Below are 21849 nucleotides of genomic sequence, written 5' to 3'. Positions count from 1 at the left end.
CACTGCGATGAAGGACGTATTCGCCAAACTTGGCCAGGATTTCTTCTCCACCATCGTCTTCCTGGTGCTCTACCTCGTCACCGGTGACGTCCTGCTGGCGACCTGCGTGGCGATTGCGGGTGCCGTCGCACAGTTCGTCTATGCCCGCATCAAGGGTCAGCAGCTTGACGTAATGACCTATGCCAGCCTCGCACTGGTTGTCGTCCTCGGCGGCGCGACGCTGCTGACCAAGGATCCACGCTTCGTGCTGGCCAAGCCCAGTATCGGACATTTCGCCATCGGCGCGATCATGCTGCGCAAGGGCTGGATGCTGCGCTACCTGCCACCTATCGTCAGCGAGACGATCCCTGAATATGTGACCGCTGCGGGCTATGCCTGGGCTGCGCTGATGTTCGCGCTTGGTGCCGGTGTCATCGCTGTGGCCATGACCGGCGATATGAAACTGTGGGCGTTCTATGTGTCGGTCGTGGCCATTGGCGCCAAGGTGCTGGCCTTCGCGATCCAGTATGTCGTGTTCCGGGTGATCATCAGCCGCAAGCTTCGCGCAGCTGCAGCGACGGCGCAGATGGGCACCTAGTCGCTCGCACGCAACTGCGAGCTTCGCAGGCGGGCCACTCCGACATCCACCGTCAGCGGTGGCGATGCCGCAGGCGCATGAACCGTGTCGCCCTCATATTCGGCCGTGATCCAGCGCGTGCCATCCGCCAGCGCCGAGGTGGTGAACGACGCCGTGCCGGCGCGATCCAGGCCGACATGTGTCGCAAGAACCTGCTCGCCATCGCGAAACGTGACGGCCCCTTTCGGAGTGCCAACACCGCCGGCAATCGCGGCGGTCAACGTGACCACCGCTCCGGACGGACAAGGATTCTCCGACGACGACAGCGCCACGGCCGGCATGACGCGTATGGTCTCGGCCATCACCGCGGATTGGCTCGGCTGTACCACGACAGGCAGATAATTCGACGTCCCCATATAATCCGCACGGAAATGATGCAGCCCCGGCGGCAGTCGCTGGACCACCAGCGACGGATGGGCCACATCGACCCAGCCAAGCACGGTGAGCGTCGTTTCATCGACAAATCGGACGATGCCGCCCGGGACGCCGCCACCGCGTTCACTCGTCACGGACGCCGTCAATGTCGTGCGACCGGCCACATCGATAGATGCCGCCAAAGTGGTCCGGGTCAGTTCGGAGTGAATAATGGATTGGGCGTGGGCCGCGGCCGAACTTGCGAGCACAGCTGCAGTGACGACGACCAGATGAAAATTGTTCACCTGTTACGCTCCGGTTAGCCGCCCCTTGGATGGGGCGCGCGGCCGGCGAAAAGGTTCAACGCAAAAAAGGCACGGCAGTGAGGCCGCGTATCGACGTGAACAGTTCGTCACAGATACTGATAAAATATGACCCCATTTACCGCGCTGGCCGCAGCCAGAAGCATCACGACCGTCATATTCAGCTTCAGAGCATCCAACATGGGGCGGCCTCGAATTCGTCTGTAGTCTGATCGCTATTGGAACAGCGCCACCTGAGTCGTCACCGCTTTTCTTTTTCGTCCACATGCTTGCAGGTCACCGGAGAATCGAGTCCCGCGCAGCGACCCGAATTCGGCTGATTTGCTGCAAGCCTGAGTCGCGTTTTGTCGAACCAAATCGCTGATGCGGCGACACAAAACCATGACCCGAATCGCCATCCTGATGGCCGGCCTCATCTGCGCCGGCACCGCCTTTGCACAACCGCTGACGCCACCAGCGGAGACGCCGGAATGGTTTGCGAGTGCCCGTGGCTTCGTGCCGCCGGATCGCGTGGCCGGTCAGGCCTTTCATGTCGACACCTCCGATCCGCAGGCGCCGGTCGGATATGTCGCGATCTATCCCGCCGGTGCCAACGATCCGAAGACGCCAGCGAGTGCCTTCGATGCCGGCGAGATGCTGGTGGCGAAGCTGGCGCGTAGTGACGGCAAGCTGACTACATTGTCCGGCGAACTACGTCCGCGCGATCCTGCGCTTGGCAGCACCGTCCCGCGTGTTCTCAGCGCTGCCCGCGGCGATGCGGAATACGCAGCGCTCGACACAGAGCTGCTGGCGACACGCGCCAGGCGGCCCGATGTCACGATGCCCTGCGATGTCCGCGCATGGTCTAACGACCGCGATCCGAACGGCCTGAATGTACGCGCCGGGCCATCGGCGACGACGAAGGTGCTCGGCACCCTGCCGCCGCCCTACAAGTTCAGGAGCAAGAGCGAGAATGCTCCCGATGGTGGCTGGCTGACGGAATTCAGGATCATCGGCTTCAAGGACGGCTGGTTCCTGATCGAAGGCGCAACGCCGCCCGGCAAGGAGTATGAAGACGAGAGCGTCTATCCGCGCAACCACCCGAAGCCCTATAGCGGCCGTGGCTGGGTCGCGGCCAGCAAGGTAGGCGCGCAATATGCGAATGGCGACACGCGGATGGGCGGGCTGTTCCAGGCGCCGCATGTGGACGCGCAATGGACACCGGCCAAAGGCGAAGGTGGCAGCGAGATCAGCGCCGACGGCGGCCCCAAACGCGTTCTCGCCTGCAGCGGCTTCTGGGCGCTGGTGGAAAGCCACGATGGCGTCCGCGGCTGGTGGCGACGGCTATGCTCGAGCCAGGTGACGAATTGCAGTTGAGCTAGAACCAGATTTGCTGCGGCACGCCCAGCACATCGCGCGGTGCATTGCCTTCCGGCAGACAGCCCATGCAATCGCGCGCCGCCAGCGCCACCGCGCAGGCATCGAGCACATCATCCGGCTTTGCGCCGGTCCGCGCGCGCCTGGCAGTGAGCCAGTCGTCGAGATCGCTGAAGCCATTCGCAAGCAACAGATGACGGCGCAGCGCGAGCCCCTGCTCCGTATGTTTGGACGGTAGCGGCGCATTTTTGTTCAGACGGAGAAAGACAAGTTCGGGATGGGCTTCGCGGATATCGAGATCGCGCTGTTCCCGCACGAAGCCATCGACCTCCATGATCTTCGGCCCAAGGTGCCAGAGCTGGCGCGAGACCTTCTTCTGCCCGCGTTTGCCCGCCTCCGCATTGGCAAGATCGGGATCGCTGAAGTCCTGCCACAGCCAGCGGCGCCCGCCAGAAAACACGCGCGACCCGTGTGGACTTAGTCTCTTGCGTGCCAGCTGATCGCAGCTACGCACGCCGTCATCGCCAAGCCCGATCGGAATATCGATCGCGGCACGGGTAAAGCGCTGCATCGCAAGCCAGGAGATATCGCTGACGAAATCGATCCTGCACCGGTCGCCGTCAATGGTGACGGCGACCCAGCCCTTGCTGAAACCATCGAGCCCGATGGCGATCATCGGGCGCGCTCGATCTTAGCCGAGATTCAGTTCCTTGAAGAAATCGTTGCCCTTGTCATCGATGATGATGAAGGCCGGGAAGTCCTCGACCTCGATGCGCCAGATCGCTTCCATGCCGAGTTCGGGATATTCGACGACTTCAACCTTCTTGATGCAGTGTTCGGCGAGGTTTGCCGCCGAGCCGCCGATGGAGCCGAGATAGAAGCCGCCATGCTTCTTGCAGGCTTCGCGCACCGCAACGGCGCGATTGCCCTTGGCGACCATCACCATGGAGCCGCCCGCCGCCTGGAACTGGTCGACGAAACTATCCATGCGGCCGGCGGTGGTCGGACCGAACGCGCCGGAGGCGTAACCTTCGGGGGTCTTGGCGGGACCGGCGTAATAGACCGGATGGTTCTTGAAGTAATCCGGCAGCGGCTCGCCCTTCTCGAGGCGATCGCGCAGCTTGGCATGCGCCGAGTCGCGCGCGACGATCATGGTGCCTGTCAGCGACAGCCGCGTCTTGGTCGGATAGTTCGACAGCGTGGCCAGAATGTCCTTCATCGGCTGATTGAGATCGATCTTCACCACCTCGCCGCCGAGCGCCTGCTCGACCTGCGGCAGATATTGCGCCGGGTTATGCTCGAGTTCTTCGAGATAGACGCCGTCTCTGGTGATCTTGCCGAGCACCTGGCGATCCGCCGAGCACGACACGCCGAGACCGATCGGCAATGACGCACCGTGGCGCGGCAGGCGGATGACGCGGACATCGTGGCAGAAATACTTGCCGCCGAACTGCGCGCCAACGCCGGACGACTGCGTCATCTTGAGGATTTCCTGCTCCATCTCCAAATCGCGGAAGGCATTGCCGTCCGGCGAGCCTTGCGTGGGCAGCGCGTCGAGATAACGCGCGGAAGCGAGCTTCACCGTCTTCATGCACAGCTCGGCCGAGGTGCCGCCAATGACGATGGCGAGGTGATAGGGCGGGCACGCGGCGGTGCCCAGCGTCATGATCTTCTCTTTGAGGAAGGCGAGCAGACGATCCTTGGTCAGCACCGAGGGCGTCGCCTGGAACAGGAAGCTCTTGTTGGCGGAGCCACCGCCCTTGGCCATGAACATGAACTTGTAGGCATCATCGCCCTCGGCATAGATCTCGCACTGCGCCGGCATATTGTTGGCGGTGTTCTTCTCTTCATACATGGTCAGCGGCGCGACCTGCGAATAGCGCAGATTGCGCCGCAGATACGCATCGCGGGCGCCTTCACTCAAAGCGGCCTCATCGTCGCCATCGGTGATGACGTTGCAGCCCTTCTTGCCCATGATGATCGCGGTGCCGGTGTCCTGGCACATCGGCAGCACGCCGCCGGCGGCGATGTTCGCGTTCTTGAGGAAGTCGAAGGCCACGAACTTGTCGTTCGGGCTGGCTTCGCTGTCGTCCAGGATATTGCGCAGCTGCTGCAGATGGCCGGGGCGCAGATAGTGGTTGATGTCGCCGAACGCGGCCTCCGAGAGCGCCTTCAGCGCATCCCGCGACACCACCAACATGTCCCTGCCCAGCACCTTCTCGACCCGCACGCCCTCGGTGGTGACCTTCTTGTAGGGGGTGGTATCCGCGCCCAGCGGAAACAGCGGAGTGTGCTTATAGGGCGGGACGGGCTTCGGATCAGGGAAAGCGGTGGGAGCGTTCATTGGTGGGGCCTCAAAAGGGAGGGGATTTGAGGCCCTTGTAGGCGGTTTCCGGACAGTTTTGAAGGGTTCAAAACAGGGGGACAGGCCCGCAATCGCGGGGATAATTCCCCCTGTTCCAGCAGTCACCGGCCACGTCGGGCACGCCTTGCATAAAGTGACGTCCCGCGTTTCAGTGCGGGCGGGGATTGAGGAGAATTCTGGAATGTCCATCGACCGCCTGCGCGGCATTTTTTCGGCTGTGGCACTTCTCGCCACCGTAACCCTTGTCGCCTCACCTGCCCGCGCCGACCGCTGCGATGATCTTGCGCGTCAGCTCAAGAGCCAGATCGACGGGCTCAGCGTCGGGCGCACCGCTGCCAATGTGATCTACCTGTCGCATCCGGCGGCGAAGCAATTGCGGCTTGGCTGCGCCAGCCGCAATTTCAGCAACGAGCTTTATGCTGCGTCCGCGACCCGCAAGCCGGCACCAGCCTTCACCGATCTCGTCGCCAGTGCGGCAGCCGTCATTTTCACGATCCCCAAACCGGATACGGTGAAGGGCACCACCCGATGTCTCGGCCGCATGGGGATTTTCCGCGGCGATGACGTGAAGCTGCGCTATCGCCGGCTCGACCTCCGCTGCACCCGCAGCAAGACCTCCGCGACAATCACTATTTCCCGCGGCAAGGACGAGTGAGGATTTCGGTTCAATTGTAGTGAAATCCTAGAGCGGCCATTCACCACCGCATCCGAACCATCCCGATTGCTGCAAATTGCAGCGCCTGATTTACCAACTCCTTGTTGGCGTACGCCCCATGGTCCGACTGCAAGAGTTGGAAACAGGGAATTTGTAATGAGCGTTTCAAGCGTAAGTAGCGCACCGCCGGTCGCTGAGGTGAAGCCGATCGAGGTGAAGCCGCCAGAGCCGAAGAAGAACGACGACAACGACAGCCGCACCGCGCCGCCCCCGCCGCGCGCAGCACTGCCGCCCGGCCAGGGCACCCGGATCGATCAGCTCGCTTAACGCGGCACCGTCGGACAGAGACCAGCCGCTGGTCGCGTTGACGCGAGGCCTGCCCCATCACTGCCGCGAATCTGGTATCGGATGCGGGCCAAAGGAGGCCCGACATGATCGTTCGCCTCGTGATACGTACGCTGGTCTGGTTCGGCGTGATCGGCGCCGTTTTGTTCACCGCCGCCGGGACCTGGCAATGGCCGGCGGCGTGGTCATTTCTACTCTTCATGATCGTGCTCGGCCTTGGCGGCGGCCTGTGGCTGATCCAGATCGATCCCGCGCTGTTTGAGGAACGCATGCGCCCCATCGTACAACAGGGGCAGCCCACAGCGGACCGCGTCTTCATGGTGGCGTTCTTTACCGTGGCACTGGTCTGGCTGATCGTCGCAGGACTGGATCAGCGCTTCGGCCTTTCGCAAATGACAATTGGCGTCCAGGTCGCGGGCGCGGTCCTCGCACTCACGGGAATGGCAATCTCGTTCTGGGTACTGCGCGAAAACAGTTTCGCCGCACCGGTCATCAAGCTGCAGCGCGACCGCGGCCAGCACGTCATCGATACCGGTCCCTATCATCTCGTGCGTCATCCCATGTATAGCGGCGCCATCCTGTTTTTTCTCGGCACATCCCTCTGGCTTGGCTCGTGGTGGAGTGCCGCGCTGACGCTGATCCTGGCCGTGCTGCTCGCATGGCGCACGACGGCCGAAGAGCGCACCTTGCGAGACGGTCTCCCCGGCTACACCGACTATACGATGCGCGTCCGCTATCGTCTGTGTCCGGGGCTTTGGTAACCCCGCCACGCGAGCTGCGCAGCGCTACTTGTCCAGCGCCTTGTAGTGCCGGAAGATGCCGTCCTTGTTGAAGGCAATGCGGCGGTCGCTGTCGAGATAGGCCTTGATGTTCGGGCGAGCCGCCGCGCGGTCATGCAAATCGATCAGGCGTGGAATCTCCCGCTCGAATTTTGTCATGCGTTTCGGAAATGCGTAGCGCAGTCCTTCAACGATCTGGAACAGTGACAGATCGACATAGGTCGCCTTGCGGCCGGTGACATAAGCGCCGTCGCCGGCCTTCAATATCCGCTCGAAATAGCCGAGATATTTCGGCACGCGCTCCTTCAGGAATTCCGCGCAGCGTTTCTTGGCGGGACCTTTCTGATCTTCGTAGTAGAGCGACACACCGATCGGGTGATGGGTATCGTGCACTTCGGCGACGAAATCGGTGATCGTAAGCTGTAGTTCATGCAATTGCAGCCGCGCCGCTTCGGACTTCGGCGCCAAGCCATGACGCCCGCCGAGATAGAACAAAATGTTCGCTGTCTGGCCGATCACCATAGTGCCCGCCTTGAGGAATGGTGGCGCGAATGGCGGGATGCCTTTCTTGCTGTCGAGCACCCTGGTCATTGCGGCCATGCCGCCCTTGCCACGAGCCACGTCGCGGTAGTCCGCGCCGGCGTCTTCGAGCGCCAGGCGTACGAATTCGCCGCGGCCCTGGATCGTCGGCCAGTAATACAGCTCATATCGCATGCAGAACCTCGCCAAGTATCGCGTCAGGGGTGCCAAGGTAACTGCTCACCGCGGAATTCGTTCGCCACGCTCGTCCGGCGAGAACTCCGCACCGTCGTCCAGCTATCGCCGCAAAACGCGCTATGGCCGGGACAGGCCCGGCCATAGCGGAGTGTATATATTGCTACTTGTTTGCCGCAACAGAACTCAATTCGAGGCGAAGCAATACAGCAGCCCATCGCCGCCGGTGCTCTTCAGGTCGTTCTGCGAGCAGCCGCCATCGGGACCGCGCGACGGATGCGAGGTGTTCCATGACTTGGACGGCGGCTCTTCGTTCAACCCCGTACGATCGATATGACCGACCATCGCGGCGCCCTGGGTACTGCTCGTCCAGTTCTTGCAGGTGCGATCCTCACCAGCGGCAAAGGCTGTGCCGTCAGCCTGCGAGCCGGTCAGCACGTCATGGCGATTCGGCGTATCACCGCGGCCATTGATGACCTCGCCCTTCTCGCTGAGCGAGGTCTGCTTGGAGAGGTTGTTGCTGGCGCCATGCAGATCGGCGACATCCTTGGCGACGACAGCACCCTTCACATTCTTCCACGGCCCGTTGCCGATCCGGTCCTTAGCATTGATCGCGGGCTTGCCCTCGGCGGCCTGCGTCGAGAGATAAGCGCGCCATGTCTTGGCGCCCGCGCCTGCAGCCTGCGCCAGCGTCTGGCAATGATTGTCAGCACCGGCGAGGCCACCGAGATTGCCGCCATTGCCGATGCCATTGCTGGTGACGAAGAAGCTGGTATCCGCGCCCTGCGCGAACGATGGCGACGTTGCTGCGAGTGAGACGGCAACAGCACCGGCGCATAGGCCGAGACGGGTCATAGTCGAGAGAATAGTGGGCATCGATTCCTCCAATTTGTTTTTGTAACCACGCAACGCCAGTCGCGATGGAACGCAACTGACCAACACGTCATCCGGCGGATTATTCCCGCTCTCTTATTGAGATCATCGCCTGGCAATACACACGCATAGGGCCAACAAAAAGCGCCGCGGAATGATCCGCGGCGCTTGTCCGATTTCAGTGACGCAAGGCTTACGACTGCTGGATCGCCGACAGTTCCCAATCGGCGCCGCGCGGGCGCACGAAGGTCCAGATCTCGGTTGCTTCGATCGGCGTTTCGCTGCCGGCCACCAGACGGTTGGTGCCGCGCTCCAGCGTCTTATCGACCAGCGAGAAGCGCATCGCGACGCTCGCATAGTCGGTGTCGCCTTCGCGCCAGGCTTCCGCGAGGTCGCCCTGCAGCAGCTTCACATCCGACACCTTGTTGATGTCGTTGCGCGCCTTGTTCTCGGCGAGATCCTTGGCGAAGTACGACACCATTTCCGGCGTCGACAGCTTGCCGAGCTTCTCGACGTCTTCATTCGACCAAGCCGCCTGGACGTCGCCAAGCAGACGCTCGAAGGTCTCGTAGTCCTGCGGCAGGATATCGAGCGGCTTGTCGTTCGACGCCGCAGCGCCGAACCCAAAGCCGCCGAGGCCGCTGCGCGGAGCCTGCTGAGCACCCTGAGCTTGGTTCGCATGAACCTGATTCTGATCAGGGCCATTGCCCGCACCGGTATAGGGCGAGTTAGCCGGACCAGCATAAGCCGAAGCCGTCTGGTTACGACGCTGCCACCAGGACATCGCGAGACGGACGACAATGATGATCAGGCCGACCTGCAGCAGCAGGCCGATGATCGACGAAATGCCGCCGAGGCCGCTGAATAGACCGCCGCCGAACAGCATGCCGAGCAGGCCTGCGCCGAGGAAGCCGGCAGCAAGGCCGCCGAGCATGCCCATGCCCGGACGGTTGAAGAACCCGCCCTTGCTGGCTGCGCCTGTGGTCGCGCTGTTCATGCCGGGCGAACCCGGCTGCTGCATGGTGCGGTTGAACGGCTGAGCCGCGTTAGGCGCCGTCGACGTGCTCGGCGGAGCCGAGAATGTGCGGTTGCCGCGCGAGCCCGAACTGCTGCCACCGCCAACGCGGGCGTCGGCAGAGGAGATTGCAATCGTGAGCGGCATCGCCAGCGACAGGACAACGGCCATCGTCTTGACGACGCCGCGCATGCTGAACGTGAAAGTCATGGTCATTCCCTCAATCCCCGGCAGGGGGAAAACACCCCTAACATGGCTACCCCAGCCTAAAAGGGAAGCACCGTTCCATGGTAAACGCTGCGGCCCTCGGTCGCGGCTCGCCATTGAACCTTTGGCGTAGGAGTCACCTTGCTTTCAAATACTTATGGTGCATTGCGAAGTTTGGGGCGCATTTGAAACCAAGCCGTTTTGTGACGGCGCGCCCTAGTTCGGCGCCATGGTTTCCTTGACCTTGGCAATCAGCGCGCTCAGGGCGAACGGCTTGGCCAGGAAGGCGAATTGCTGGTTTTCCGGCAGGCTCTTCTCAAAAGCTTCCTCAGCGTAACCGGACACGAAGATGATGCGAATATCCGCATTGCGGGCGCGCATCTCCTTCAGCAGCGTCGGTCCATCCATCTCCGGCATCACCACGTCGGAGACCACGAGATCGATGACGCCGTTCTGCTCGTCGAACAGCTCCATCGCCTCGACGCCGTTGCCGGCTTCGACCACTGTGTAACCGCGCGATCGCAGACCGCGGGCGTTCAGCGCGCGCAGGCCCTCTTCGTCCTCGACGAGCAGGATGGTGCCCTGCCCGGTCAGATCCGCACGCGGCTTGGCGTCGGCAGCGGCTTCCTTCGCAGCGACGGCCGCCGCGATCGCCGGATCGGGAGCGACTTCCTTTTCCTGATGATGGCGCGGCAGGAAGATGCGGAACGTGGTGCCTTTGCCCGGTTCGGAATCGACATAGACGAAACCGCCGGTCTGCTTGACGATCCCGTACACCGTGGAAAGGCCGAGGCCGGTGCCCTTGCCGACATCCTTGGTGGAGAAGAACGGCTCGAAGATCTTCTCGACGATGTCCGCGGGAATGCCGGTGCCGGTGTCGCTGACATCGATGCGGACGTAATCCGACGGCGGCATGCCCTTGTAGGAGAGACGCCCGGCTTCCTCGGCCGAAACATTCACAGTCCGCACGGTCAGCGCGCCGCCATCCGGCATCGCGTCGCGCGCATTGACCGCGAGATTCACGATCACCTGCTCGAACTGCGAGATGTCGACCTTCACCGGCCACAGATCGCGGCCATGCACGACTTCGAGTTTGACCTTCTCGCCGATCAGTCGCTTCAGCAGCAGATCGATATCGGACAACGCATCGCCGAGATTGAGCACGGTCGGGCGCAGCGTCTGGCGGCGCGAGAACGCCAGCAACTGACGCACGAGCGTCGCCGCGCGTGTCGCGTTCTGCTTGATCTGCATGATGTCCTGGAACGACGGGTCGGTCGGCTTGTGCGCGTTCAGCAGGAAGTCGTTGGCCATCATGATGGCGGAAAGCACGTTGTTGAAGTCATGCGCGATGCCGCCGGCCAACTGGCCGATGGTGTCCATCTTCTGCGCCTGGTTGACCTGGTTCTCGAGCGTGCGGCGCTCGGTAGTCTCCAGCATGTAGACGATGGCGGCTTCGGTCTCGCGCTCGTTCTCTTCCACAGCGGTGACGAAGAACTGGCCCCAGCGTTCCTTGGCGCCTTCCAGGAGCGCTTCCACCGGCGGGATATCGCCCTGCCCCTGGGCGGCATGGCCGATGGCCGCGACGAGCTGGTTGCGGTCGCGGTCGCTGACGGCGGCCAGGATCGACTTGTTGACAGCGCCCGATGTGTTGAGGCTCTGCGCCAGTTTGGCGAAACGGGCATTGCCGCGCACCACGGTGCCGTCGCGGTCCACCGTCGCAATGGCCATCGGCGTATGGTCGAAGAAGCGCATGAAGCGCACTTCGGCGGCGCGTTGCGGATCCGAGCGCTCGTCGCGGGCGCGGCTGATGACAAGGGTGCGCGACGCACCCGGCACGCCGTCGGCGCCGAAAGCGAGCTTGTGATAGAGCCGCACCGGCATGGTCTTGCCGTTGCGCATGCGCAGGTCGATGTCGAAGACTTCGGTTTTGACCTCGCCGGGCATCGGTACAATGGATGTCAGCAACGAGGCGCCGTCACCGGAGACGATGTCGGTCAGCTTCAGACCGCCGGAGCCGATCTCGGCAAGATCGTGATCGAGCCAGTTCGCCAACGTGGCGTTGACGTAAACCAGCTCGCCCTTTGGATTGACCGAGAAGAAGCCGCAAGGCGCGTGATCGAGATATTCGATGGCGTGCTGCAGTTCCTGGAATACGTCTTCCTGGCGTTGCCGATCGCGGGAAATATCGGCCACCGACCACACTGTGGATTTGGCCTCGCGCTTGCCCTCACCCAGTGGACGCACCCGCATGCGCAGCCAGCGGCCGTGGCTACCATCGGGCGCTGCGACACGGACTTCCTCCTGCTGGCGCTTGCCCTCGCGGGCAGCCTTGAGCAGGCGGAAGACGGCTTCGGAGACATCGGGATTTCCGATGAAGACGCGCTCGACCGGACGCGCATCCTGCGCGGAAGCCGCGCCGGTCAATGTGAGATAGGCTGCGTTGGCATAGACCACATGGCCCCGCGCATCGGTGACGGCGATACCGTCAAAGGCGTGATCGGCCACGGTGCGCATGATCGGATCGTCGGAGGTGCGATCGGCAAAGCGGACAATACCGGCGGCAAAGGCGAACAACACGAACAGGCCGACCATCGCCAGCAGCGCCAGCAGGCCCAGAATATAAGGCTGCGCCTGGGCGCGGCCGAGAGTCATGAATGCCACGGCGCAGGCGATGATCGCGGCGGCAATCAGCAGCACCAGCACGATGCTGCCGCTGCGCCGGGCCGGCTCGTGCAGAACCGGATTCTGCGCCGTCATCGATTGGCGATCGTGGTCGGTCTCGGCAGTCATCGGACGGTTCGTCGCCTGTTGGCAGTTGCGGCAGCGCGGGTTTGCGCGCCTCCTGAGTGCATCAATCGGCTGGCCTTACGCAAGCGCCGCGTCGGCCTATTCGCTTCCAATCCGCCGATTCGCAACACGTTCCCGGCCCCTTGCCCGGCCCTTTGCCGGGCGCTTTCCCGAATCATGGCGTGCGCCCGGACAGGCCGCGCTTCAGGCCCATGACGTAGCCAATGACTTCGGCCACCGCATGGTAGTGTTCGCCCGGAATTTCCTCGTCGATCTCAACGGTGGCGTAAAGCGCGCGCGCCAGCGGCACGTTCTCGACGATCGGAATGTCGTGCTTGCCGGCAACTTCCCTGATCTTCAGCGCGATGTTGTCGACGCCCTTGGCAACGCAGATCGGCGCGGTCATGCCGCGCTCATAGGACAGCGCCACGGCGTAGTGCGTCGGATTGGTGATGATCACGGACGCCTTAGGCACCGCTGCCATCATGCGCTTCTTCATGTTCTGCTGACGCAGCTGCTTGATCTTGCCCTTGATGTGGGGGTCGCCCTCGGACTGCTTGTATTCCTCCTTCACTTCCTGCAGCGACATCTTCAGCTTCTCGTACCAGGTGCGATACTGGAAGAAGAAGTCGGCAATGGCGACGAAGGCAAGCATCGCCACCACCGAACCCATCAGCTGCAGCGTCAGCGATGTGGTGATACCGAGGATCGCCGACGGATCGATATGGATCAACGCATCCAGACGAAAACGCTCAGGCCACAGCACCGCGCACATCACGGCGCCGAGCAGAACAAGCTTGAACAGTCCCTTCAGGAAGTTGGCGAATGCCTGCTTGCCAAAGACGCGCTTGGCGCCTTCCATCGGCGACAGCTTGCTAAACTTCGGCACCAGACCTTCGGTGGAAAACACCAGCCGGTGCTGGATCAGATTGCCCGCGAGCGCTGCGATCACGAGAAACAGGATCGGCATGCCCATGGTGGACAAGACGGACATGCAAAGGCTCTTGGCCAGCATCAAAAGTCCGGGCCCGTCGGTCCGCATCATCCAGGAATTTTGCAGAAGGTTTTTAAGGGGCGTCTGCAGCCCGCCGCCGACCGAGCCGTTAAAGGTTGACAGCACCAGCGTCGCGCCGGCCAGCAGGAACCAGGTATTGACCTCCTGGCTTTTGGCTACGTCACCGCGTTGGTGAGCGTCGTCGAGCTTTTTTTGCGTGGGGTCATGTGTCTTCTCGGAATCGTCGTCGGCCATCCGCGCGCCCCTATATCCGCGGCATCATTTGTTGCATGACGCCGGTGACGTATTCGAGGTAGGTCCCCATCATGGTCGCGAGCACGACGGCGAAGATCAGGAATCCGATCATGATCGAAAGCGGCACGCCAACGAAATAGACCTGCATCTGCGGCATCAGTCGCGCCAGCACGCCAAGCCCCATATTGAAGACGAGGCCGAACACGAGGAAAGGCGCGGCAAGCTGCGTACCGATCTTGAACGCCGCCGCGAAGGCATTAGTGGCGAGCTTGGCCACGTCGCCCGTCGACATGAGTTCGCCCGGCGCAAAGATCCTGTAGCTGTCATTAATGGCGGCGATCACAAGGTGATGCGTATCGGTGGCGAACAGCAGCGTAATGCCGAGCATCGTGAGAAAATTGCCGATCAGCACGCCCTGCTGACCCTGGGTCGGATCCACCGAGGTCACAAAGCCGAGACCGAGTTGCTGCGCGATGATCGATCCGGCGACCTGCAGCGCCGACAGCGTGACGCGTGCGGTGGCACCCAGCACGACGCCGATGATGATCTCATGCACCAGCATCACCAGCAGGGGCACGATCGATCCCATATCGACGTTATAGGCACCGCGATGCGCCGGCAGCATGATGAGGGTCAGTCCCAATGCAATCGACAGCTTGGCCCGCGCGGGAATGTTGCTCTCGCCGAACCCCGGCATCAACATCACCATCGTGCCGATGCGGGCAAAGGCCAGCATGAAGGCAGCGGCGAGAACGGGTAGAAGCGAGACATCGATGCGCATACGGGATTGTGCATCACCCCCCGATGATTCGCGACGATATCCGCAGCATGTAGCTCGACAATGCGTCCCCCATGAATGGTAACGCGAGCATCATGGTGGCAAAGACCGCGAGAATCTTCGGTACGAAGACCAGCGACTGTTCCTGGATCTGGGTCAGCGCCTGCACCAGCGATACCACGACACCGACCACGAGGCCCACGACCATCAGCGGGCCGGACACGATCACAATCGTCCAGATCGCGTCGCGGGCAACATCGAGAGTTTCGGGGCCGGTCATTGCGGTAATCCTTGTGTTACGCGGTGTTCGTGGTGAGGAAGATCAGATCGGCATCTTCATGATGTCTTCGTAGGATTGGATGACGCGATCGCGCACCGAGACCAGCGTCGACACGGCGACGTCGGTTTCCGCAACTGCCGTGACCACGTCCATCACATTGGCCTTGCCGTTGGCCATTGCGATGGTCTGCGCATCCGACTTGCGACCAGAATCCAGCACGCTGCCAAGCGCGTCCTTGAGGACCGCACCGAACGACTGACCGCCACCTGCGTCCGCCGCCTTGTTGAGACCGCCACCGACGCCACCACCGGCGTCCATGATGCGCGAGAGAGCCGAGTAAGCATTGGCGGCGACAGAGGGAGTTGCCATGGTTCAGCTGTCCTGTTCAGGCCTTGAGGATGTCGAGCGTGCGTTGGATCATCCGGCGCGTGGCGCTGATGATATTGAGATTGGCTTCGTAGGAGCGCTGCGCTTCCTTCATGTCGGTCATTTCCACCAGCGAGTTCACGTTGGGGTATTTGACATTGCCGGCGGCATCCGCCGCGGGATTGCCGGGCTCGTATCGCGTGGGAAACGCTGACTGGTCGGGCCTGATGCGGCCAAGGCCGACGACCCGGGCGTCCAGCGAGCGGTCCAGCTCGGATTTGAAGGTCGGCACCTTGCGGCGATAGGGGTCTCCGCCGGCGTTCTGTGATGTAGACTGCGCATTGGCGATGTTTTCCGAAATCACCCGCATGCGGCCCGCCTGGGCGCGCAGACCGGAAGTCGCGATGCCCATGGAGCGCGAGAAGTCGCTGATATCGTCTGCCATGATGAGCTCCCTTTATGCGCGCGGCGGCGTCAGCGCTTGCCGATAGCGGTCTTCAACAGACCGAGGCTGCGGGTGTAGAGCGAGGTTGCCGCGGCATAGTCCATCTGGTTGGCCGAGACCTTGAGCATCTCGTCTTCCAGATTGACGGCGTTGCCGGCGGGGCGGGTCTCGTAGCCGACCCGGCTGTTCTGGTTGAAGGAGGCCGAGCCGCCGGTCGGCAAGATATTGGTGCCGGACGCCCGCATCATCGGCAGCGAACCCATGCCGCCCGCGGTGACGGACGTGTTCCCGGCCTTGTCGAATTTCGGTTCCACGAGATCGCGGGGGCGGAAGTTCGGAGTGTCCGAATTCGAGATATTTTCGGCCAGCACACGCTGGCGCTCCTGATGCCACTGCATCTTGGTGCGCAGCGCCGACAACATCGGCATGTCGCTGATCGCCATCGGCCTTCTCCGCCCGCCCGGACGGAGTGTCCTAAGCTAGGCAGAATTTGCCGCCTGCATGGTTAATACGAAGTTAATTTCCGGTGGTACTTGTTACCGAACCGTAAATGAATGCTGCAAAATTGACGTTTTTCGCACATGCCAACGCTTTTTCGCCTGAATTGGCCGATTAACCATCCCCATCGGCCATACGACGGGGCGGCAGAAGTCGTTTTGGCTGCAGCGATTCATAGTTTATTATTAACCAACGGCAGGTTCTGCCGTGGGGCGTTAACAGATGGGGCGTGATTCACGCTGCGTGCGGGGCGTGCGGGGCTATGACACCCGCAACTCTGGATGTGGCCGTTGCAGCCACCCTGTCTGGCTGGGGACTTTATGATGCAATCATCGGTGCAATTTATCTTGGCCTTCGTTGTCGTGCTGGCGCTGATCGGGCTTACAGCCTGGCTGGTGCGCCGATTCGCCGGCAACCGGCTGGGCAACAACACCAGCCGCGGGCGCTTGCCGCGACTCGCGGTGATCGACGCCGCCGCCGTGGACGGCCGCCGCCGCCTGGTGCTGGTCCGCCGCGACAATGTCGAACATCTGCTGATGATCGGTGGCCCGTCGGACATCGTCGTCGAGCCCAATATCGTCCGCGCCATGCCCGGCCGCGAGCAGGCCCCGCAGCGCGGCGGCCTCGCCGCCGATGTGGCAAGCCGTGGCCCGTCGCTGCCTGAAGCCCCGAGCTGGGCAGAGAGCAACGAGTCCGGCTTTGATTCCGAACCGCATGTGCCGGAGCCGGCGCCACGTCCCGCGCGCCCCTCCTTTATCGAAGAGCCACGCCGCCCGGCCGCACCTTTGCCGGAGCGTCGGCCCGATCCGGTCGCCAGCCTCGCGCCGGAACCCGCGCCGCGCCCCGAACCGGCGCCACGCAACGACCTTTTCCCGCAGCGGCCGGTTCCGCGAAGTGAAATGCCACGTGCCGAGATGCCACGCAGCGAGCCGATGATGCCGCGCCCGATGCGTGCCGATCCGCCGATCCGCACCATGCCGCAACCCCGCACGCCGGACCGTCCCGTCGCAGCAGCGCCGACCCTGCCTGCTCCGGTTGTTGCTGCTCCGGCGCCTGCCCCCGTCGTCGCGCCACCCGCCCCGGTCCCTGCGCCCGCTCCGGCACCCGCCGTGTCATCTGCCGATCAGAACCTCGCCGACATGGCGCAGCGCCTCGAGGCAGCCTTGCGCCGCCCTGCCGGCGAGGCTCGCCAGGATGCACCTGAGCCCCGGGTCGGCGCTCCGTCGGTGGCGCCTGAGGCGCCATCGATCCGCCCAGCTTCGCGGTCGCCGGAAGTCTCGATCGCCAGCCCTGCCCGTGCGGAGGCGCCGCCGGTCGTCCCGCCGGTCAAATCGGGTTTTGAAAATCTCGAAGACGAGATGGCCTCCCTGCTGGGACGGCCGAAGTCCAGTTCGTGAGTTCGGCGAACCTCCCGCGTAGAGTATTTTTCCTTTCTGTTCTGATCGTCGCCGGGACCTTCGCAGGTCCCGCGATGGCGCAGGACATCAGCATCAATCTCGGCGGCGGTGGCGGCGGCGTCACCGAACGTGCCGTGCAGATGATTGCGTTGTTGACGGTGCTGTCGATCGCACCGTCGATCCTGATCATGATGACGTCGTTCACACGCATCGTGGTCGTGCTGTCGCTGCTGCGCACCGCATTGGGTACGGCGACAGCGCCGCCGAACTCGGTGATCATCGCGCTGGCGATGTTCCTTACGGCTTTCGTAATGGGGCCGGTGCTGCAACGTTCCTATGACGACGGTATCAAGCCGCTGATCTCCAACGACATCACCGTCGAACAAGCTTTGGTACGTGCATCCATTCCGCTGCGCGGCTTCATGCAGAAGAACGTGCGCGAGAAGGATCTCAAACTGTTCATGGACCTCTCGGGCGAACCGGTGCCGGCGACACCGGAGGACATGTCGCTGCGGATCCTCGTGCCGGCCTTCATGATCTCGGAGCTGAAGCGCGCCTTCGAAATCGGCTTCTTGCTGTTCCTGCCATTCCTGATCATCGACCTCGTTGTCGCCTCGGTCTTGATGGCGATGGGCATGATGATGCTGCCACCGGCGGTGGTGTCACTGCCGTTCAAGCTGATCTTCTTCGTGCTGGTGGATGGCTGGTCGCTGGTGGCCGGCAGTCTGGTGCAGAGTTACGGGCAGTAGCGAAGCTCTCGCCTACCGCGTCATCTCGATCTTGCGGACATTGACCACTGGCTGCGGCTTCAGCGAGCCCGTCGGCATCGGATCGGCACTGGCGCCCGGCAGGATCGCCTTGGCACTGCTTTCGGGGAACCGCGTCTTCATCTCTCGCAGGAAGCCGTCCAGCGTGTCGACGGACGCGGCCATCTTGGCTATGGCGGCGAATTCCGATGAGTTGGTCGAGGTCGGCTTGCTCGCGGTGTCGAAGGCGATCTTGTCGGCACCCACATTCATCAGCGGCGCATACTTTTCGCGGAAGCGCGCGAGACCGAGGGCGTCTTCCGCCAGCGCATAACCAACCACAGCACGGATGACATCGCTCTTCTCGCTTGGCGTCAGCGGCGAGAAATCCCGCCAGCGATCGCCGTAATAGAGTTCGATCTGTTCGGAGGCCTCGCGCCAGCGCCGCGACGACCAATAGATATCCGAGCGGAGCCGGATCGCTTCGCGTCCGCTGACATGAGAGATGATGTCGAGCGCCAGCTCACGGCGGCCGATGTCACTCTGCGCCCGCGCCTCGAGCAGCAACCGCTGTTGACGTAGCTCGCCATTGAGATCGGCGATCCGCGTGGTGCGCAACGCGGCGATAGCGCGGTCGGGCTTGCGGCTCATCAGATAGACCATCGCCAGACGTGCAGCGACCTGCGACCGCGCGGCGCCTTCGAGACGGTGATCGACCTGATACTGCAGCAGCTCGGCGGCCTGATCGAGCAGATCGACGGCTACGAGACGATCTGCGAGACGGCGGATCATCTCGTCACCGCGGCGGCCGATCGGGGTCAGCTCGCGAAACTCGTAGAACATCGCCAGCGCATCGACCGGCGGCAGGCTGTCGCCCTTTGGCGACAGATAGATTTGCGAGAACAGCGCTTGCGCCTCGTCCTGCACCTGGCGCGCGGCTTCGCTGTTGGCCTGACGTTCGGTGGCCGTGCGGGCGGCCAGCAGCGAGTCATTGTAGCGGCCGAGTTCGGCATACATGCGCGACAGGATCTGCAGCACCTGCACTTCCGTGCCGTCGCCGCGCCATGTCACAGCCAGCACTTCGAGATCATGCAACGCGTCCTCGCTGCTGATCTCGTTACGCTTCTGGCGCAAATTGATTTCGCGCAGCTTGGCTTCCGCTGCGGACTGGCGATCCACCGAACCGGTGACATCCTGATACTTCGACAGCGCGTCCTTCTCCCGGCCGAGCGCCTCATCGAGCCAGCCGCTGAGCAGCATGGCCGCGGGCTTGATCTCCGGCGGGATGCCGACCGTTTCGAGCTCACTGCCGCGCGACGACGCGCCGGCATAGTCCTTGACCTCGAGCGAGGCCCGCAGCGCCAGCATCAAGGCCGCGCGCTGCAGATCGGCCGGCAGCGCGGCGAGCGTGAATTCGGCATTCTTGAATCGCTCGCGCGCCTCGACCCACTTTTCCTGTTTGGCGTAGGCGAGCGCCTTCCACAATTCACCGTCGTAACCCGGCCCGAGCACCGGATTGGCGATATCCTTCAGGGTCTGTTCGGGACGACCCATCATTGCGCTGGCCACCGCATGAACGATCAGCGCGACAGGGCTTTCCTCGCCGACCTTGGTGTCCGCGATCGCGAGATCGGCAACGCCCTTGGCCTCGTTGTACATGCCGCGCGCCATGTAGAATTTGGCCAGATCCATCCGCGCCTGCGGCAGCGAACTAGCTTCGGCCGATGACATCGCATTGATCAACTCGTCGAAGCGCGCGTTGAACGGGCCTTCCTGATCCTTGCGCCACTGACCGACATCGAAGATCGGCCGGGCGACCGTCGACGCACGTTGCGGCGCCGCATCGGCTGCCGACAGCGTCAGGCCACCGGGCTTGGTGAGCATCACCTTGTCGATACTAGCTTCAACGGACACGTCGTCGGAGTTCACCTGAACCACGACGCCGTGGATAGATTCCAGCAACGAGAATTCAACGAAGTCCTGGCGACGGATGAAGCCGCGCGATGGCGGCAGCGCGGTGATGATATTGAGCGTATCGCCGGCATCCGGATCAACCAGGCGATGCTTGAGACCGGGCTTGGCCAATGGCACCTGCACGCTGGCGCGCGAGGGATCGGCAATGTTGCGCACGGCGGACAGCGGCTGCGACGGTGTCTGCCGGGTGTCGGCGAGCATCAGCGACCAGGCCTGTCCTGCGCCGGCGGGATCGTCGGTGGTGAGCGAAGCCAGTTGCGGGCGATTGAGGCGAATACGGATCGCCTGCCCCTTCTCCAGCGGGATCGTGCTCACATCGGCAATGATCGACCCGCTATCGCGGCGGATCGGCGCGGTGTCGATGGGCCGCATCGAATCTGCCACCAGCCACAGGATATCGCCGCGGCGGAACAAAGCGACCGGCGTTGGCGATGGAAAGGCAAAGGCCATGCGCACGCCGTCACTGCTGCGCTTGACCTCGACCGGCATGCCCGCCGGTTCGGTCGGCGCAGCAGCAACGGGTGCAGCAGCAGGAGCCGCCGCAACGACAGGCGCTAGCGGCGGTGTTTCTTTCGCAGGAACGACGACAACAGGCTCGGCTGCCGGCGCGGGCTTGGGTGATTCAGCGACCTTGGCCGCCTCGGGCCTTGGCTCTTCCGGCTTCGCTGCCGCGACGGGCGCTGCCGGTGCAGCCGTCGCAACCTCGACTTTCTTCTCCGGAACGATCTCTTTCGCGATCGTCTCGGAGGTCGGAGGCACGACCTCGCCGGAGCGCTGTGCCGGGACGCTGGCGGGCTTCTCGACCTCGGGAGGTTTCGCCGCGACCGGTGGTTTCTCGTCCACAGGAGCGGCCACCGGCAGCTTGGCCAGCGGCGACGGCTTTTCATTCTGCTGGAAGCCGATGTCGACGACGTAGCTCTTGTCCTCGCGGAACGACTTCACATCGACGTCGCCGATCAAACCGATCTCGACGGCGGTCCGGTTGCCGTCCATCGCCTGACCGATCGATGCGACATTGGCGGGTGCGGACAATTTGGCATCGGCGAGATCGAACACCAGACCGGCGTTGAAGGTCAGCGTCAGTGTCTTCTCGTTCAGCACCGACGACACACCGACGCCGCCGGTCTCGAACACGAAGCGCACGAAGGTGGGCTGCACGGATGCCCGCACGCGGATCGGCGGCTTCTTCTGGCTTTCCGCGACAGCGCGTTGCTGGCGCAATGCACGCTCTGCCATACGCGCACGCTCCGACAATTCCTTGACCACATCCTGCGGCAGACCGGGCGGCATGCCCTTCCAGGTGTCGGGCAACAGATCGATGAAGATGCGTTCGCCCGCCGTCATCGAATTGACGGTCACCCTGCGTGATAAAGCGAGACGGATCGCCGTGCCATCGGGATCGCGGCGTGCGGAGCCGATATAGTCGGGGGCGGCGTCGCCGAGAAGCTCGACGGGAATATCGACCGGCCGCTTGAAGCGAATGACGAGAATGGTGCCGGCCTGCGTCACCTCGGACTCCACGTCCTCGGCGAGCTTCAGCACGATGCGACCATAACCGCCCGACGTGCCCATGCTGGCACTGCCCCTCACCGCTTGCGCAGATGCGGCATCCGGGAACGACAGCGCAAGACAGAGAATGCCCGCGAGGACCGCACAACGTCGAACGGCCCGCGTCCATGCGCGAGCTTGCGTCCAACATGCAACGGCAGCCGTCCGTGCCATTCAGA

Annotated in this window: 21 protein-coding genes; 7 read left to right on the top strand and 14 right to left on the bottom strand. The window is 63.0% G+C overall.

Annotated features, from left to right (window positions below):
* Nucleotides 1-7 precede the first annotated feature (7 nt).
* Nucleotides 8-577 carry an inner membrane-spanning protein YciB gene (locus AB8A33_RS07350; protein ID WP_439092154.1) on the top strand — a complete coding sequence of 190 codons (570 nt, stop codon included), beginning with the start codon at nt 8-10 and terminating at the stop codon, nt 575-577.
* On the opposite strand, the gene AB8A33_RS07345 is transcribed toward AB8A33_RS07350, so the two are convergent.
* Entirely contained in the window at nt 574-1275 is a 702-nt protein-coding gene (locus tag AB8A33_RS07345) for an Ig-like domain-containing protein (protein ID WP_439092153.1), read from the bottom strand. The genes AB8A33_RS07350 and AB8A33_RS07345 overlap by 4 nt on opposite strands.
* Before the next feature lie 399 nt (nt 1276-1674).
* Between AB8A33_RS07345 and AB8A33_RS07340 the strand changes: the two genes are divergently transcribed.
* Nucleotides 1675-2649 carry an SH3 domain-containing protein gene (locus tag AB8A33_RS07340; protein ID WP_439092152.1) on the top strand — a complete coding sequence of 325 codons (975 nt, stop codon included), beginning with the start codon at nt 1675-1677 and terminating at the stop codon, nt 2647-2649.
* A 1-nt stretch (nt 2650) separates the two neighbouring features.
* Here the strand turns inward: AB8A33_RS07340 and AB8A33_RS07335 are convergent, their stop codons facing one another.
* Together AB8A33_RS07335 and AB8A33_RS07330 are read right to left on the bottom strand one after the other, a co-directional pair.
* Nucleotides 2651-3325, bottom strand: coding sequence for a DUF429 domain-containing protein (locus AB8A33_RS07335; RefSeq protein ID WP_439092151.1), 675 nt, complete (start codon nt 3323-3325; stop codon nt 2651-2653).
* Between the two features lie 15 nt (nt 3326-3340).
* Nucleotides 3341-4993, bottom strand: coding sequence for a fumarate hydratase (locus tag AB8A33_RS07330; protein ID WP_439092150.1), 1653 nt, complete (start codon nt 4991-4993; stop codon nt 3341-3343).
* Nucleotides 4994-5195: 202 nt separating this feature from the next.
* Between AB8A33_RS07330 and AB8A33_RS07325 the strand changes: the two genes are divergently transcribed.
* The 3 genes from AB8A33_RS07325 to AB8A33_RS07315 all read left to right on the top strand — a co-directional run bounded on the left by AB8A33_RS07325 (nt 5196) and on the right by AB8A33_RS07315 (nt 6775).
* Nucleotides 5196-5669 carry a hypothetical protein gene (locus AB8A33_RS07325; protein ID WP_439092149.1) on the top strand — a complete coding sequence of 158 codons (474 nt, stop codon included), beginning with the start codon at nt 5196-5198 and terminating at the stop codon, nt 5667-5669.
* 156 nt (nt 5670-5825) lie between these two features.
* On the top strand, nt 5826-5996 hold the full coding sequence (locus tag AB8A33_RS07320; RefSeq protein ID WP_439092148.1) for a hypothetical protein: 171 nt from the start codon (nt 5826-5828) through the stop codon (nt 5994-5996).
* Nucleotides 5997-6100: 104 nt separating this feature from the next.
* On the top strand, nt 6101-6775 hold the full coding sequence (locus AB8A33_RS07315; protein WP_439092147.1) for a methyltransferase family protein: 675 nt from the start codon (nt 6101-6103) through the stop codon (nt 6773-6775).
* 24 nt (nt 6776-6799) lie between these two features.
* Here the strand turns inward: AB8A33_RS07315 and AB8A33_RS07310 are convergent, their stop codons facing one another.
* The 10 genes from AB8A33_RS07310 to flgB all read right to left on the bottom strand — a co-directional run bounded on the left by AB8A33_RS07310 (nt 6800) and on the right by flgB (nt 15950).
* The gene (locus AB8A33_RS07310) at nt 6800-7507 is read right to left on the bottom strand and encodes a glutathione S-transferase (protein ID WP_439092146.1); all 708 of its coding nucleotides are present in this window, start codon (nt 7505-7507) and stop codon (nt 6800-6802) included.
* A gap of 186 nt (nt 7508-7693) precedes the next feature.
* Entirely contained in the window at nt 7694-8383 is a 690-nt protein-coding gene (locus tag AB8A33_RS07305) for a lectin (RefSeq protein WP_439092145.1), read from the bottom strand.
* A gap of 190 nt (nt 8384-8573) precedes the next feature.
* Nucleotides 8574-9605: a Tim44 domain-containing protein gene (locus AB8A33_RS07300; protein ID WP_439095875.1), complete on the bottom strand. Its 1032-nt coding sequence runs from the start codon at nt 9603-9605 to the stop codon at nt 8574-8576.
* A gap of 213 nt (nt 9606-9818) precedes the next feature.
* Nucleotides 9819-12392 carry a cell cycle histidine kinase CckA gene (gene cckA, locus AB8A33_RS07295; RefSeq protein WP_439064484.1) on the bottom strand — a complete coding sequence of 858 codons (2574 nt, stop codon included), beginning with the start codon at nt 12390-12392 and terminating at the stop codon, nt 9819-9821.
* A 172-nt stretch (nt 12393-12564) separates the two neighbouring features.
* Nucleotides 12565-13638 (bottom strand): flagellar biosynthesis protein FlhB, encoded by a 1074-nt coding sequence (flhB, locus tag AB8A33_RS07290; protein WP_439092144.1) that lies wholly within the window; start codon nt 13636-13638, stop codon nt 12565-12567.
* 10 nt (nt 13639-13648) lie between these two features.
* Nucleotides 13649-14419 (bottom strand): flagellar biosynthetic protein FliR, encoded by a 771-nt coding sequence (gene fliR, locus AB8A33_RS07285; RefSeq protein WP_439092143.1) that lies wholly within the window; start codon nt 14417-14419, stop codon nt 13649-13651.
* 13 nt (nt 14420-14432) lie between these two features.
* The gene (fliQ, locus tag AB8A33_RS07280) at nt 14433-14696 is read right to left on the bottom strand and encodes a flagellar biosynthesis protein FliQ (RefSeq protein WP_439092142.1); all 264 of its coding nucleotides are present in this window, start codon (nt 14694-14696) and stop codon (nt 14433-14435) included.
* Nucleotides 14697-14738: 42 nt separating this feature from the next.
* A complete protein-coding gene (fliE, locus tag AB8A33_RS07275; protein ID WP_068735666.1) occupies nt 14739-15065 on the bottom strand; it encodes a flagellar hook-basal body complex protein FliE in 327 nt (108 codons plus the stop codon).
* A 16-nt stretch (nt 15066-15081) separates the two neighbouring features.
* Nucleotides 15082-15507, bottom strand: a complete 426-nt coding sequence (gene flgC / locus AB8A33_RS07270; RefSeq protein WP_439092141.1) for a flagellar basal body rod protein FlgC — start codon at nt 15505-15507, stop codon at nt 15082-15084.
* Between the two features lie 29 nt (nt 15508-15536).
* Nucleotides 15537-15950 carry a flagellar basal body rod protein FlgB gene (gene flgB / locus AB8A33_RS07265; protein WP_068735662.1) on the bottom strand — a complete coding sequence of 138 codons (414 nt, stop codon included), beginning with the start codon at nt 15948-15950 and terminating at the stop codon, nt 15537-15539.
* A gap of 375 nt (nt 15951-16325) precedes the next feature.
* Between flgB and AB8A33_RS07260 the strand changes: the two genes are divergently transcribed.
* Nucleotides 16326-17402 (top strand): flagellar biosynthetic protein FliO, encoded by a 1077-nt coding sequence (locus tag AB8A33_RS07260; RefSeq protein WP_439092140.1) that lies wholly within the window; start codon nt 16326-16328, stop codon nt 17400-17402.
* Nucleotides 17399-18151 (top strand): flagellar type III secretion system pore protein FliP, encoded by a 753-nt coding sequence (fliP, locus tag AB8A33_RS07255; protein WP_439092139.1) that lies wholly within the window; start codon nt 17399-17401, stop codon nt 18149-18151. Before AB8A33_RS07260 ends, fliP begins: the two co-directional genes overlap by 4 nt.
* A gap of 12 nt (nt 18152-18163) precedes the next feature.
* On the opposite strand, the gene AB8A33_RS07250 is transcribed toward fliP, so the two are convergent.
* Nucleotides 18164-21844, bottom strand: a complete 3681-nt coding sequence (locus AB8A33_RS07250) for a tetratricopeptide repeat protein (RefSeq protein WP_439092138.1) — start codon at nt 21842-21844, stop codon at nt 18164-18166.
* Nucleotides 21845-21849 lie beyond the last annotated feature (5 nt).

This window comes from Tardiphaga sp. 813_E8_N1_3 (genome assembly GCF_051811025.1).
In the GTDB taxonomy this organism is placed as follows: Bacteria; Pseudomonadota; Alphaproteobacteria; order Rhizobiales; family Xanthobacteraceae; genus Tardiphaga.
This window is presented reverse-complemented; position numbering and strand designations above follow the sequence as displayed.